Here is a 13,494-nt window from a genome sequence, read left to right as displayed (position 1 = left end):
TGATATTTAATAAGGTAGCTAAGGTTAGGTTAGCTACTTTTTACATTTAGGTAGCTAGGCTACCTTTATTTTTATTTGTTTTTATTCACCTGAGCAATAACGCTCTATGACTTGCAAAGGTGAAGTATGCTATTCAAAGAACATTATGCACGAGTTAAACAAATAGCCAGTGCTCCATCTACTCCCGCAAAAATCTACACAGTAAAGACAGGCGCAAATGCAGGCATGAAACGCAAAGTTAATGCTAAGCCTGGGCGCGTTGGATTACTTCCTGTTAGCGAAAAAACGATCTGGGAGTGGGTGCGTCAAGGAAAGTTTCCGAAGCCTATCCGTATGAGTAGCAATGTGACTGTGTGGCGCATGTCAGAAGTTCAGGCGTGGATAGAAGAACAAAGCATGGAGGTTTCTCAATGAGCAAATCTCTCAACTTTTCCCCAGAAGCTCAAAATCAATTAATTGAAATCAGTAATCGCTTTCACAATAGCGATAGTCAAGCAGAAGCAACGACAACCTCACTAAACGTAGCAAAACATTTTGGCAAAAATCACCGCGACGTACTTCGCGCAGCAAAAAACCTTGAATGCTCCAATGAATTTAGAGAGCGCAATTTTGCGCAGTCATCATATCTAAACGAACAAGGTAAATCTCAACCAATGATTGAGATGACAAAAAATGGTTTTGTTTTTCTAGTCATGGGCTTCACTGGTAAGCAGGCAGCTCTTTTTAAAGAAAGCTATATTGCAGCTTTTGATGAGATGTCTGATTTCATCAAATCACAGAACCTAACCCTTATTTCTGAATTTAATAAAGCTGTACTCCAATATGAACGTGCATCAGATGCTGCAAGTGATGCTGGTCGCAATCTTGTTTTATTTGGCCGAAAAATTAAACCACTGGCTGCAGAAAAAGTTGCTGAGCTTGAGCGCCAGCTACAGCCTCTATTATTCGATGAGGAAGGCCAATGAAAAATATTTTCTGGTTAAGTCTTCTCAAATCAATAATCTTCGGCTATATTGGATTTGTTCGGTGCAAAATCACTGAATTAGCTTTAGCAGGCTACAATGTAAAAGGCGCATACAGTCCGCTTCGGGCTTTTTTTATGCGTAAAATCTCTATGCATCCGCATCGCTATGTGGAGCTCGGGAGGGACACCTTTAGGTGTGCCGGGTACCTTTTACACCGGTCTGCTAACCCTTCTGAGCTTCACACCAATCTTTTAGCAGAGACTTGTGAAGCTCCTAAACTTGTAAAAGGAGCGTCATCATGAACGCTAAAGTAAATTTTCAATTACCAAAACAATTAATTCCTTTCTACAGCACTGCAGATGTAATAAAGGCCCATTCTCTTGCATTCGAAACTGCAAAACAGCTTCGAACTCTAGTTAATCAAATCAGTAAAAATACGGCATTCGTTAAAGCATACGCAGAAGAAAACAAAGCAAACTCCTCTATTTTTACTGAACTCGAAAATTTAATTGCAGTATCTCACCATCTTACTGACAGCCAAGTAGATACTTACGACCTTGAGCGTAAGAGATATCAAAAAGAATTGAATGCCCAGTGCAGTGCCGGTGATCTTCTCGATGCATACTCGCTTGCTTTCGAAAATACATCGTGGCTTCAAACTATGCTTTATCAAATTAAAGATGAAGCTGAGATAGTTAAAGAAGCCGTGAAGCAGAACATTCATAGCGCCGTCTTTATAACTCTTGAGAACCTTATTCATATTGCTGCATATTTTGCTGAAAATCACAGTAATGCATTTGATGTTGAACGCGAAAAGTATGAAATGGAGTGGAATAAAATAGGAGGAGATAAAAATGACTAAGTCTCCTGCTTCTGCTGAAAAAAATAAAATACAGCCTAGTCCTGAGCCTAAGCTTCCACCATCATCATCTGCCTATGCTGAGTCAGTCCGCATAACACCAGATCGCCTCTTTAACGCCGTGATCAAAAATAGCCGGCAAGGAGGGCACAGTGAGCATTGATGCAACGCGCTGGGCTTGGACCGCTTCAGTTAAAACTTCTACTCAACGCCTGGTTCTGATTTCACTAGCAGACCGGGCCGGTGAGGAACATACAGCCTGGCCTAGCATCGATCGTTTGGCTGCTGATACCGTCCTGGACAAAAAGACAGTACAGAAGGTTATATTAGAGCTGATAAAACTTGGTCTAATCAGTGATACCGGTGACCGTACAGGACCAACAAATAGAGTTCGTGTACTTAAACTCAACGGCGTTAAAGGACGTGAAGAATATATCCATAATTGGGATGATTCAGGTTCAAAAAAGTATGCTAAATCCAGAGCAAATACACCCAAAAATGGGAACATTAAACAAACCCAAAAACGGAATGATTCCAATACTGGAAATAATCCCGAAAACGGTACTCTGAATCATCCCAATAACGGGATTTTGAACGATCCCAATTTTGGGATGCAGAATCAACCATTGAATCTATCAATGAATATCTCTAGCGAGCACGATTGGATTCCAGACCAAAAGCAATTGATCGCCGTCTTAAATTCTGCCGGTCAGCAACAAAATTTGGACCTCATTTTTGGATTGCCTGATTTTGAATTTCAGTTGGGTGCATTCAATGCTCACTATGCAGGACAAGTGATACCTAATGCCAGGAAGCTTTATTCTTTTGCCCGCTGGATCATCGATAAATTTGAGCGTTATAAGAAATTGAATCCTAATTATGTGAACCAGCCTGGAACACAAATAAATATCGCCAATACACCTGTTATTAATTTAACGGACAGCAAACCGAAGAGCTTACTGGGAGTGTGCAATGAGTAATCAGCCTATTCACAACCTACAGATTGAACAAGCCGTACTTGCTGCACTAATGACTGTCGCTGAATCTTATTCTCAAGTTGAAAGCCTGCTAACTGAAAATGATTTTCACGCTACACGTCATAAACTTATTTTCCAAGCGATAGTGGATCTGGATTCCAAGAATTCACCTTATGACGCCGTATTGGTCAATGAATGGTTGGAAAAGCACGGGGGCTCAGAAGCTGCTGGCGGTGAGCAATACATTATGCAAATCCTAGGTGATGCACCGTCGAGTTTTTATAACCTGGTTTCTTATGCCGAGAAATTGAAAGATCTTACTACGTGCCGCCAAGTTGAAGCTGAAGCACTTAAAGTAATTCAACAGGCCCGGCATTTAACTATCAGTCGTGGTGAGCTTGTACAAAATGCTCAATCTGCTTTTGCCGATCTAAATACGGAATCAGGGAGTGAATCCCTATTTCATATCCATGATGCTGCATCTAATACATTTCTTGAGATGCATCGCAAGATTGAAGCTGCACTTGCTGGTAATTCGATGATTAAAGGAATCCAGACCGGTATTTATGACCTGGATAAAAAACTAGGTGATGTCGAACCTGGTTGCCTTATGGTGGTGGCCGCACGCCCAGCGATGGGTAAAACCACGATGCTGCAGCTTATTGCAAATAATGTGGCAGTCATTCAAAAAAAACCGGCCCTTATCATGTCGGGAGAAATGCCGAAAGAACAGATCGCCATGCGCCTCTGTTGCGCGATTGCACCGGCAGATATTGGAGTGGTACGTAATTCTCCACACCTGCTTCCTAAGGACGAATTTACGGCATATACAAACGCCGTCGTGATGCTTAAAAGTGTGCCGATGCACATCAATGACACCTCCCGCCCCTCTATTGCGAATATCAGGGAGTCTATCCGTAAGGTAAAACACCAATATGGATCTGTTGGTGTTGTTCTTGTTGACTACCTTCAGATTATGAAGACCACAAAACAATTCGCCCGGGAAGATTTAAAGATTGCTTATTTTACTGGTGAACTCAAAGCGATGGCTAAAGAGTTTGAGTGCGTCATTGTTCTTTTATCTCAGCTCAATCGTGAACTTGAGAAACGACCAAACAAAAGACCAGTGATGTCGGATCTACGTGAATCCGGTGCAATCGAACAGGATGCCGACCAAATTATTTTTTTGTACCGGGACGAAGTTTATAACAAAGAATCCCAATACCGAGGCATTGCTGAAGCCATCGTAGGTAAGAACCGGCATGGCGAATCTGGTATCGCATACATGCATGCTCAGCTCAAGTATTGTCAATTTACCAACTTAGACCACGATGCACTTAATCAAATTCAAGGGAATGCAATATGATGTTTAGCCAGGTTGACCGTATAGATTCTACAGCATCAAGCAAATCGCTAACCAATAGGTTCAAGAATTTAAGAACCCAAAAGAAGGTAAAGGAGTTTATCGTTAAACGCCGCGGCTATAAACGCCCAGACTTCAACCGAATGATCCTAGATCTGGTACGGTTAGGTTGGACACATGAAAAAATAGCCTTTGTATTACCTGTTTCTGGTGCTTCTACGGTAAGCGAATGGGCACGTGGTGGTGTTCCGAATTATGAGAATGGAGAAGCCTTAATTGAGCTGTGGCGTGCAGAAACCGGTATTAGCCGTGAACCCCGTGAAGGTGAGTGGCAGACTTATAAATATGAAATTGGACAGTTAAATCTTCTTTGAATGACGTTATCCATAGTTCAGCCTTGTAGATATTAGAGATAGCCCTCGAATGAGGGCTTTGTTTATCCTTCTTTCTTTGCTCTGGTATTAGAATTGATCAATCACATCGATGAAAGCCATTTTACGACCTTCTGACGGCGTTACAAACTTAATCAGAGGTATTCCATCATCTGATCTGCTGGTTTCAACATGATGGGTATCTACTCCATCTATATAAAAAACTTTGGGTCCATTATCAATGTCATCATGAACTACATACACATCTAACATTGGATCTAATTTTGATAGGTTATCAATTAGGTCTTTTACTCGCATAGTTTTGATCCTACATATTGGTTTTGGTTGCTTTTAAAAGATATTTTATTTCACACATACATTTAATTTTTAGAATTTCTAATAGCTTGTTCATAAAAATCAGTGTTGGGTACAGGTATCTATATAATATTCTGTTATAAAAATATAAATCTGGCAAAATTGAACTCTAATGTATTAACTAAAGATGAGTCTAAGAATGCAAAATAATAAGGTGATGATGAAATGTCTTATGTCCTAGCTACAACTGAAGATAAAGTACGTTGGTACAAATATAAATTTGATCAAAATCTTAAAGCCGGAGAGTTTGAGTTACTTGAGGTCTTGGACTTAAGACAAGTGCCATTACTAGGTGACAAGGCAACGGCTAAAGATGCTGCTAAGGCTCTAGGGTTGAAAACTTGGCGTTATGTAAAAATATAGTTGGAATAGTATGCATTTCGAAACCAAGAGTTTTAAGAATTGCTGAAGAAAGAACATATTGCTTTTATTCTTTAAAAGTCTCATTCAAAGCCTGTTGCACGGCGTCTACACGTGATTTGCAGGCTTTGTAAGCAGACATCTTCAACGATATTAAGAGATAGTGAATCTGTAATCAAAAAACTATAACTATTGCTTTGGCGTATATGTCAACTTGATCCAAAAATGTCTTATAAGATATGGATATCCAGAATCTTCATGTTCATGTGAACTATCAAAATATAATTTTCGATGAGGTATATCATTACATTGAATACCAATCTGTTCAGGATCAGCAGTTAAGAAGCTTTTCCATTCTGTAAGTGATGTCAAAGCTTTTTTAGTAGTATTCTGATGATAGATAATAACGCCTCCATGGTATCCAAAATCATTTCCTCTACTATAACGAGTAGTTAATTGTTGGAAACCTCCAAGCGTATTTTCATTACCTTTTTGGAGTTTACATTCCCCAAACCATGTGAAAGGAGGATCATTTAAATTGATATCTACATGGCCATTGCTATTTCCATCATGAGTGACAGGATAGCCACTACTTCTTAAACCAGTAACAATAAAGGCTGTAATCAGATCCTCACCCTTATCATGTAATTGATTACACTGTAATTCAAGTTCACTGATTTGATATTCAAAATCTATATAGAATTGATTAATATAAGCTTCATAATCACGTTTAACCCTAGCTCTTTTTCTTAACAGAATACTTTTTTCAAAATGATTGGAAATATCAAATTTTTCAATATCATTAGACATTTAGGTCTCCTAAAAGTTCTTCTGAAATTGAAAAAAAAGTTGTTATCATTTTAGAAAATTCTAACTCGCTGATTTCTTCTTCTGTAAAAGGATTAATGAATTTATTTTCAATAATAAAGTCAGTAATTTCATCAAAACTTAAAATCAAACTTTCGTCAGACTCTACATTATGTGCTTCAAAAATCTCTTCTAAAATATTAACTCTTTCATCAGTTAGTATTGCTAAAACTAATTTAAAATAATTAGGTGGTAAATCTGTCGGATAAGCAGCTATTTCTTTTAAACGTGAAAAATTAAGATGTTTCAATTTCGATGGCTTAGGAGTTTCGACTAAAAAAAGAAAAATTTTAGTTGAGCTTTCATATGTGAGTAATGAAAGTTGATCTTCTTTTTCGAAAAAACATCTTTCACGTAAACGTGAAAGATATTTTTCATTGATAACATTCTTTTTATTCATAAGCTTTTACTTATTGAGAAAAAGCTATTAGTTTATTAACCATATCATTCATATCCTGTGCAGAATTCACTGTTATGGTAACATTTGTAAGTATAGGGGTAGGTAAGTTTAATATATACCAGCTCCCTTTTAACAACAAATCCTTTTTATCGTTGAACTTTTTACCACCATAAATTTTTTTAATATCATATGGTTGAATGCTAGTTGAAGCAGTACCACCAACATGATAATCGCCTTCACGAACATCATCTATACCACCACGTGCAATCTCTCGGTGAGCTACGCCGTCATCAGTTTTAAATGCTAATTCCTTTATCACGCCAGGTTGCTCATGGTAAAGTTTTGCTACACATGGAAAGAGATTGATACCTGTATCTTCAATAGTATGACCTAAACCAGTAGTTTGTCTAATTAAGTTAACTAATCGTGCAATTTCAGCTCTTAAATTTTCATCCTGAAACTGATTAGCTAAATCAACAGAAAGGATGAGATTTTTTTTCTGAGTATCAAAAATTATTGAGTTAAAGCATGGTAAATCTACAGTTTTATATGCAAAAACTCTTTCATACTCTTCATCTACAAAATCCTGTTTTAATGCAAAAACACCTAAATCAACTTTAGTTGAAAGTGATCTAATTGATTTAAAGGTATAAAAAATTTGGTGATTATGAATAGTTTTTATATATTCGAAATCTAAAGAGTTATCAAGAATTGATGAGAAATCACCATCAAAGTCTATAGAAATCTCATCGAGTTTAGCAATTATGTCATCATAGTTCTTGGGGTTTTCATATATAGATAAATATTTATCTCTAAATAGAATGGTAGAGAAAAGATCATTATGAAAGGCTTCAATTATCTTGTCTAAAATTTCATTATTAATCTCACTATCTTGAAATTCAGAAATGAGTTTGTAAGTGTCTTCCCAAGAACTTTTCGTATTTAACAATCCATTCGATTTAAAGATAGAATTAATACTACCGCGAAGTGTATAACCTCTATTTTTATAGAATTTTACTCCACTTTGAATGAATGCCTGTTTTTCTTCAAAAGTTTGTGCCATTTTACCCTCTAAATCATCACTAAATTTTAAATATTTTTTCATAAAAACAACAACTTACAGTAGGTTGTGTCTGTGTCAGGATCGTAGCTAAATTAAATATTTAGGCTAAAATTATTTGCTTGAAGCTATTACTATTTGGTTTAACTCTTTTATTAAACACGAACTGGTACCAGTTTAATTTCCCACTGACTCCCAAATCGCTGATCAAGGTATGCTGAAATTTCTTCTTTGCGTGCTTCATATTGATCAGCTTTATAAAGAACAGCATTGGTTCCAGTAGAAACGCCGTAGCGAGTAAAGCCATCCATAGCATCATTTGCAGTCGTCACATTAGTAAGGAATATATGCGCCTTACCATTCTTAATGAAGCTATTGATATCTTTTAGTTTAGGGGCAATTTCTTCAGGAATAATAATTTCCACAACATGGTAGGGGTCTTTAGAAATTGGCTGGATTATGTAATCAATGCCTCTGGTCATCCCGCCACTGAAACTTTGTGCTGTTTCATCTGCGGATTCCATATCATCAAAAAGTCCTATATCAATCGCTTCTTGCTGTGACTCTGTAGTGGTAAGCCAACCGTCATCATCAGGAATGATGTAGCAGTTTTCTGATATCAATTTGATTATATAAGACATATATCCCCCAATATTTTCTTTCTTAGTAATGCTTTATAACTTTTATTGGATGTTTTTCCAATAACCATATTTAGCTATATTAGTTGATAAATTAATTTAATTTTAAAGTTTTAAGATGCTAAATGCTGTAAAGCAATTCATTTGGATAATTTGCTTGATCGTCTAGGCATGTATGAATATTTGGTTCGATATTGTCACGACTAACATGGAAGAAGTACTGCAGAGTTTTTTGCTGAATCGGAGAAGGACAAAGCTAATCCACGCATTAAGCCAGAGGCATAAGGAGAGTGACATGAGCGATACCGAATTATTACAAGCCATCCTTTCAAAGGTTGAAGGCTTGGAGAAGGCTTTGATCAAAAGAGAGCAATACCGGATTGGGCCAAAAGAGTTTGCTATTCGAATGAATATTTCGGAACGAACTCTATGGACTCGCATTAATGATGGTGTGATAAAAAAACCATTCAAAGATGGACCAAACCGGTACTGGCTGAGTGGCTATGTGAATGAAGTTGTCCTGGATAATGAAAGCCCATAATAGTTGGCTTTTTTGTTGATAATGAAATACTAAGTAAAAACATTCCGATAGAAAGAGCATCATTTACTACTCAACTTGAAATATAAATGTGGCAGAATAGATTTTTTAAATTTGAGTAAAATTAGATGTCTGATATTAAATTAAAAAACTTAGATGATTTACTTGAAAATGCATTAACAGAGGGGAAGAAAATTGAGAAAATTATCATTGGTTATAAGGCTTACAATTGCTTAATGACTGACTGTAACTTTCATAAAGAAGTGACAGAATCATCTTTGAGCGCCAATAAGCGAAAATATAAAGGCTATAAAATCAAAGTTACTCAGGATGAATATCAACTGGATTTAAAATTTAAATAATATAATTTTTGCTTACTGAGGGATGATCAGTGTAAAACTAATTATGTCCACTAGATTTATATAGCAACGAAAGCTCGGTCAATTGATCGGGCTTTTTTAATATTTAATAAAAAATTAATTAAGTTTTTATAATATATTGATTTATTTGAAACTTATATTAATTTTTAACAAGAATTTAATAAATAGGTATGTATAATCGCCACCAGAAACGGCTGTAGTTTCCCAGTGACCATCCAAGGTCCTTAGTTTATAAGCCCATATCCAACTACTACTGGATTGGGCTTTTTTTTGCATACTGGAAAGCTGTAGCCTTATATTTAATTCCACTTCACACTGGCACTGTATGTAGGAATAGGTTGTGAGTTGGGTTTATGGAATTCAGTTAAAAAATGGTGGGGTATGATTAGAAAAATTATTAAATCTATTTTTTGCAAGCATGATTATAAACTGATTCGAACTATTCATGGTGATCAGATTAATCACTTAAATGCTCGTAGTGAGTGGCAATGTGACAAGTGTAAATGGATCACATATGGTCGATATTTAGATCGAATTAAATAAATCCTGTTTCACCATAATTAAAATATGCTGACGATACCTTCGTTGGTGAAGGTACCATATCGTTGATCATAACGAAATGGTTGATTGTTGCTTGATTGAATACAAGAATTGCTTTGTACTTGGACATAATCATTGACATTATTTAGTTGTCTTTAGTTATAACCAACTGTAATTTAGCTATTTTGTTCTGACAATAATAATTTATGGTTTCGAATTAAAGAAGTACTCCTTTGTAATATATTAATTTTTTCTAGGTCTACCTCTTCTGTTTTTGATATCCAGCTTTAGAAATGGAATTACAATATTGGGATCATAAAGTTTTTTACCAGAATTACCGACGTTGAATAATTCTAATTTTTGCGAAAGCGTTTTTCTGGACATCGGAAAGCGTTTAGTTAGCCAGGCTAAATCTACAAAATCAGGATATTGCTCAGTTTCTAAGGCAATAACTGTGGCACCGTGAATTTTATCTCCTAAACATATTTGAGGAGGGGTGTCGCTTTCTACTGTTATGATGTATTTGTGCTTAAACATAATTGAGGCTACTCCGGTTTATCTTTAAACTTTTCCACTTCTTTTTTTACCACTGACTCATACCAGAAAACATCTTTTTCCGTAATTTTAACTGGTTCAGGAATCAGGCCTTTTTTTAGCAGTCTATAAAACTTGGTTCGACCAACAGCAAGAAGGTCCATAAATTCTTTTGCTCGAACTCGTCTATCAATATTCATAGGTATCCGGAAGTTAGTTTTTATTCTAAATAGATTTACATTTTAATAAGGTGAGTGCAATAAAAATGCTTTTGAGAATGTTGTGAAGACTAAGGCCGCTCGATAAAAATTTCATCAGACCATGACAAATTTTGATATCACAAATGATATTCGAACCATATTAAAGCTATATAAAATAAGCATTAAATTTTTATAGTTTTTGTCGATAAATCATAGAATTATGGGTGTAGGTTGAATGTCCGTACTTTTGATCATTTTATATACTTGGATTATGTTACTACATCAAAAAAATGCTGTTACCACATCAAAACCTGCAATTGCTAAAACCTGTTACCACATCAAAACCTGCAATCTAGTTATAGGTAGTATGTATAAGTTCTGAATGTTGGAATATCTCTTTATTTGCTTTCAATTTATGCCAGTGTATTGGCTTAATTTTAAACATGCCTATTCACGTTGAAACATGGCATAAGTCAACTCGTTTGCAGACCAATAATTTACTGCATTTTAGATTATCTCTGCTGGGATTTATGAGTGGCTAATATACCCAATATTGGTATTATTCCAAAAACGGTAATATTCCCAATTTCGGTATTTTGAATGTACCCGTTTTTGGTATTTTGAATGATCCCAAAAACGGGATGCAGAACCTATCAATGAATCTACCATTGAATCAATCATCTCTCTGAGAGAGTCGTCTTAATTCGCATTCATTCTTCTTCAATATTCGAAAATAAACTTTAAAACGATCCTAATATATGTACCAATTTTGCACTGGTTTGAGCTGTGTGCGATTTTAATTGAAAAAATGATAAAGGATACATGCCTGCTTTTTAAGTGCGATATAAAGCAAATTAGAGCGTTTTGTAAATTTCGTTTGTTACATCAGCTATGAGCAAATTATCTACGCCGTAGAGGCAAATAATATTGCTTTGGTCGTTCATCATTTTAGATGGGGTAAGGACTAAAAATATAGTGTTTTCCTCTCTCCCTCGCGCGCGCGCGCGTTTTGTTGGAAATATACCCATTTTTTGAGAGCTTGGATTAAGCCCTAATTAGACAAATTGAATAGGGTGAGACATGAATATATTTAGTGAATTGTGCAGTTTCGATACTCCTGCAAATCTTTTTTTGAATAAAAGTATTCGTACTTATTCAGCTCCAGACTTTTCTGTAATGATTAAGGATCTGTCTTTATTAGGCTGGACACATGAGAAAATTGCCTTTGTTCTTCCAGTATCGGGAGCATCTACTATTTCCGAATGGTCGCATGGAAGTTTAATGAACTTCGACAATGGGAATGCTTTCATAGAGCTATGGAAGCATTTAACAGATAAAACTGAAAAAGAAATGCCTCGAATTAATCGACACCATATTGCTGGATAATAAAAGGATTAAACATGGGATCTAAAAAGAAATTATTTGAACCGATTACAGGGGAAAGCGCGGATCGAGTCCAAGAGTTATGCAAGAATATTCCTAAAGATTTAAAGAAGTTCAAAAAGAGTATTTACTATCTTGATTCAAATCAGCTTTTTCAGGACCAATTCGTTAATCAGTTATTATCTCTCGTAAATAACTTGGATGAGTTGCATTATTTGCTAACTGGGATGATTAAGCCAAAGGATATTTACTATTCCTCTTTAAGAACAGCTTTGGCAGCACTCAACGGCACATCAAATGTTTTAATTATCACGGCGCATTATTTGAAGCCTGAAAATAAATATAAACGTTTGTTGAATCAACATTCTTTTTCTTTTGAATTAAATCAGATTTTTAGAAAAGTTGATTTTGTTAAACAAGTCTTAGAGCGCGTCAGTAAAGGCGATCCTATGAGTAGAAATATTCCTAGGCCAACTTTAAATTTTAGATCCCGTTGGTAAGTGAAAAAAGTGAAGGAGTCATTAGTACTCCTTTTTTTATACCTAAAAATACACCCATTTTTCTGCATATAGGTAGCTATAAACTGTATTTTGATCGATCAAAATATAGAGCTAAATATGAGCGAAATTATATCACCAGAAAATACTGAACTATTGACTCACATCATGGGTGGAGCACATAAGCAATCTTATGTACATTCAGCACTTAATTTACAGACTGAATTAGAACAAAAAATAGAATCTGGAGAAATTGAAAAAGCGGATACCGGACTTGTTAATCATTTTGCGCCAAATGTTTATTTAAGGGAGTTCAGTGCCAAAGCAGGTACTTTGGTTGTAAGCAAAATGCATCGTACTGAGCATTTCATTTTGTTTTTAACTGGCAGTTTAAGTGTTATGACTGAAAATGGTGTTGAACACATTAAAGCACCGTGTATCCAGCGAACTATGCCAGGTACAAAGCGTGTAGCCTATTTCCATGAAGATTCAACCTGTATGACTATTCATCCGACTGAAAATACGGATGTACAAGAAATTGAAAAAGAAATAATTGTTCCAAGTGGTGAAGAGGAAGATTATCTCATTTCAATCGGACAAAATATGCAGGAGTTCCTGGTATGACTTGGGCAGCAACGGTAGCAGCAGTTGCAGCTGTAGCGGGTGCGGCAATCACAGGATATTCATCCTATAATCAAAGCAAAGGTATGGCTGAGCAAGCCAATGCTGATGCTGAAGCACAAAAAGCACGTGGTCGACTTGAAGCTGAGCGTATCCGTAAGGAGAAGGAAAAAACACAGTCAGCAGCACGTGCAGCACTTGCAAGTAATGGTCTTGATGTTAATGAAGGTACATCTGTAGTTATTAATGACAGCATTGAGCAGGCTGCAAATTATGATGCAAACATGGCTGAAATTACTGGATATAACTCATCACAGCTTTTGAAAGCTGAAGCAAGCCAATTTAAAAATAATGCCAATGCAGCCGCTGCTACAGGTGTTTTAAATACTGTAGCTGTTGGTGCTGGTGGTTATCGTGACTACACCAAGGCGAAGAAAGGTGCGGCATCTCAGAATCAGACTGCAATTATGACCGCAGCACCACCAAAAACAACAGGTGGCTGGAAATAAGCCGAGCATACTAATTATTGATCAGTAAATTAAGGAGCATTAGCTCCTTTTTTACAT

General features: G+C 36.2%; 22 protein-coding genes and 1 pseudogene. 15 read left to right on the top strand and 8 right to left on the bottom strand.

What is annotated here, in order from left to right; genetic code table 11:
• Positions 1-126 precede the first annotated feature (126 nt).
• Genes GTU69_RS01220 through GTU69_RS01190 form a run of 8 tightly spaced genes read left to right on the top strand, consistent with a single transcriptional unit; the run spans position 127 to position 4,538 of the window.
• On the top strand, positions 127-414 hold the full coding sequence (locus GTU69_RS01220) for an AlpA family phage regulatory protein (RefSeq protein WP_166167093.1): 288 nt from the start codon (positions 127-129) through the stop codon (positions 412-414).
• Positions 411-965, top strand: a complete 555-nt coding sequence (locus tag GTU69_RS01215) for a Rha family transcriptional regulator (protein WP_166167090.1) — start codon at positions 411-413, stop codon at positions 963-965. The genes GTU69_RS01220 and GTU69_RS01215 overlap by 4 nt, the downstream gene beginning before the upstream one ends.
• On the top strand, positions 962-1,267 hold the full coding sequence (locus GTU69_RS17070; protein ID WP_240921567.1) for a hypothetical protein: 306 nt from the start codon (positions 962-964) through the stop codon (positions 1,265-1,267). Before GTU69_RS01215 ends, GTU69_RS17070 begins: the two co-directional genes overlap by 4 nt.
• Positions 1,264-1,827 (top strand): hypothetical protein, encoded by a 564-nt coding sequence (locus GTU69_RS01210; protein ID WP_166167088.1) that lies wholly within the window; start codon positions 1,264-1,266, stop codon positions 1,825-1,827. Before GTU69_RS17070 ends, GTU69_RS01210 begins: the two co-directional genes overlap by 4 nt.
• Positions 1,820-1,987 (top strand): hypothetical protein, encoded by a 168-nt coding sequence (locus GTU69_RS01205; protein WP_166167086.1) that lies wholly within the window; start codon positions 1,820-1,822, stop codon positions 1,985-1,987. The genes GTU69_RS01210 and GTU69_RS01205 overlap by 8 nt, the downstream gene beginning before the upstream one ends.
• A complete protein-coding gene (locus GTU69_RS01200; protein WP_166167084.1) occupies positions 1,977-2,804 on the top strand; it encodes a helix-turn-helix domain-containing protein in 828 nt (275 codons plus the stop codon). Before GTU69_RS01205 ends, GTU69_RS01200 begins: the two co-directional genes overlap by 11 nt.
• Positions 2,797-4,167, top strand: a complete 1,371-nt coding sequence (locus GTU69_RS01195) for a replicative DNA helicase (protein WP_166167082.1) — start codon at positions 2,797-2,799, stop codon at positions 4,165-4,167. The genes GTU69_RS01200 and GTU69_RS01195 overlap by 8 nt, the downstream gene beginning before the upstream one ends.
• Positions 4,164-4,538 carry a hypothetical protein gene (locus tag GTU69_RS01190; protein ID WP_166167080.1) on the top strand — a complete coding sequence of 125 codons (375 nt, stop codon included), beginning with the start codon at positions 4,164-4,166 and terminating at the stop codon, positions 4,536-4,538. Before GTU69_RS01195 ends, GTU69_RS01190 begins: the two co-directional genes overlap by 4 nt.
• 87 nt (positions 4,539-4,625) lie before the next feature.
• On the opposite strand, the gene GTU69_RS01185 is transcribed toward GTU69_RS01190, so the two are convergent.
• Complete coding sequence (locus GTU69_RS01185) at positions 4,626-4,853, bottom strand: hypothetical protein (protein ID WP_166167078.1); 228 nt, start codon at positions 4,851-4,853, stop codon at positions 4,626-4,628.
• Positions 4,854-5,075: 222 nt separating this feature from the next.
• Between GTU69_RS01185 and GTU69_RS01180 the strand changes: the two genes are divergently transcribed.
• The gene (locus GTU69_RS01180) at positions 5,076-5,273 is read left to right on the top strand and encodes a hypothetical protein (RefSeq protein ID WP_166167076.1); all 198 of its coding nucleotides are present in this window, start codon (positions 5,076-5,078) and stop codon (positions 5,271-5,273) included.
• A 64-nt stretch (positions 5,274-5,337) separates the two neighbouring features.
• Here the strand turns inward: GTU69_RS01180 and GTU69_RS01175 are convergent.
• The 5 genes and pseudogenes from GTU69_RS01175 to GTU69_RS01155 all read right to left on the bottom strand — a co-directional run.
• A pseudogene (locus GTU69_RS01175) lies at positions 5,338-5,412 on the bottom strand (exodeoxyribonuclease VII); the annotation flags it as partial.
• A 47-nt stretch (positions 5,413-5,459) separates the two neighbouring features.
• Positions 5,460-6,080 (bottom strand): hypothetical protein, encoded by a 621-nt coding sequence (locus GTU69_RS01170; RefSeq protein ID WP_166167074.1) that lies wholly within the window; start codon positions 6,078-6,080, stop codon positions 5,460-5,462.
• The gene (locus GTU69_RS01165; RefSeq protein WP_166167072.1) at positions 6,073-6,537 is read right to left on the bottom strand and encodes a hypothetical protein; all 465 of its coding nucleotides are present in this window, start codon (positions 6,535-6,537) and stop codon (positions 6,073-6,075) included. Before GTU69_RS01165 ends, GTU69_RS01170 begins: the two co-directional genes overlap by 8 nt.
• A gap of 10 nt (positions 6,538-6,547) precedes the next feature.
• Complete coding sequence (locus GTU69_RS01160; RefSeq protein ID WP_166167070.1) at positions 6,548-7,642, bottom strand: hypothetical protein; 1,095 nt, start codon at positions 7,640-7,642, stop codon at positions 6,548-6,550.
• 110 nt (positions 7,643-7,752) lie between these two features.
• Positions 7,753-8,238, bottom strand: a complete 486-nt coding sequence (locus GTU69_RS01155) for a hypothetical protein (RefSeq protein WP_166167067.1) — start codon at positions 8,236-8,238, stop codon at positions 7,753-7,755.
• 292 nt (positions 8,239-8,530) lie between these two features.
• On the opposite strand from GTU69_RS01155, the gene GTU69_RS01150 reads away from it, so the two are divergent.
• Together GTU69_RS01150 and GTU69_RS01145 are read left to right on the top strand one after the other, a co-directional pair.
• Positions 8,531-8,776, top strand: coding sequence for a hypothetical protein (locus tag GTU69_RS01150; RefSeq protein ID WP_166167064.1), 246 nt, complete (start codon positions 8,531-8,533; stop codon positions 8,774-8,776).
• Positions 8,777-8,901: 125 nt separating this feature from the next.
• Entirely contained in the window at positions 8,902-9,135 is a 234-nt protein-coding gene (locus GTU69_RS01145; RefSeq protein WP_166167061.1) for a hypothetical protein, read from the top strand.
• 801 nt (positions 9,136-9,936) lie between these two features.
• On the opposite strand, the gene GTU69_RS01140 is transcribed toward GTU69_RS01145, so the two are convergent.
• Together GTU69_RS01140 and GTU69_RS01135 are read right to left on the bottom strand one after the other, a co-directional pair.
• On the bottom strand, positions 9,937-10,230 hold the full coding sequence (locus GTU69_RS01140) for a hypothetical protein (protein WP_166167058.1): 294 nt from the start codon (positions 10,228-10,230) through the stop codon (positions 9,937-9,939).
• Positions 10,231-10,238: 8 nt separating this feature from the next.
• Positions 10,239-10,427, bottom strand: coding sequence for an AlpA family phage regulatory protein (locus tag GTU69_RS01135; RefSeq protein WP_166167055.1), 189 nt, complete (start codon positions 10,425-10,427; stop codon positions 10,239-10,241).
• A 1,080-nt stretch (positions 10,428-11,507) separates the two neighbouring features.
• Between GTU69_RS01135 and GTU69_RS01130 the strand changes: the two genes are divergently transcribed.
• The 4 genes from GTU69_RS01130 (at position 11,508) to GTU69_RS01115 (ending at position 13,437) form a co-directional block, all read left to right on the top strand.
• Entirely contained in the window at positions 11,508-11,813 is a 306-nt protein-coding gene (locus tag GTU69_RS01130) for a hypothetical protein (RefSeq protein ID WP_166167052.1), read from the top strand.
• 14 nt (positions 11,814-11,827) lie between these two features.
• Complete coding sequence (locus GTU69_RS01125) at positions 11,828-12,310, top strand: hypothetical protein (RefSeq protein WP_166167049.1); 483 nt, start codon at positions 11,828-11,830, stop codon at positions 12,308-12,310.
• Positions 12,311-12,427: 117 nt separating this feature from the next.
• Complete coding sequence (locus GTU69_RS01120) at positions 12,428-12,931, top strand: hypothetical protein (RefSeq protein ID WP_166167046.1); 504 nt, start codon at positions 12,428-12,430, stop codon at positions 12,929-12,931.
• On the top strand, positions 12,928-13,437 hold the full coding sequence (locus tag GTU69_RS01115) for a hypothetical protein (protein ID WP_166167042.1): 510 nt from the start codon (positions 12,928-12,930) through the stop codon (positions 13,435-13,437). The genes GTU69_RS01120 and GTU69_RS01115 overlap by 4 nt, the downstream gene beginning before the upstream one ends.
• Positions 13,438-13,494: the final 57 nt, after the last annotated feature.

The organism is Acinetobacter sp. SA01 (assembly GCF_011319235.1).
Classification (GTDB): Bacteria; Pseudomonadota; Gammaproteobacteria; order Pseudomonadales; family Moraxellaceae; genus Acinetobacter.
Note: the sequence above shows the minus strand (reverse complement) of the source record. Positions and strands in the feature narration are given on the sequence as shown.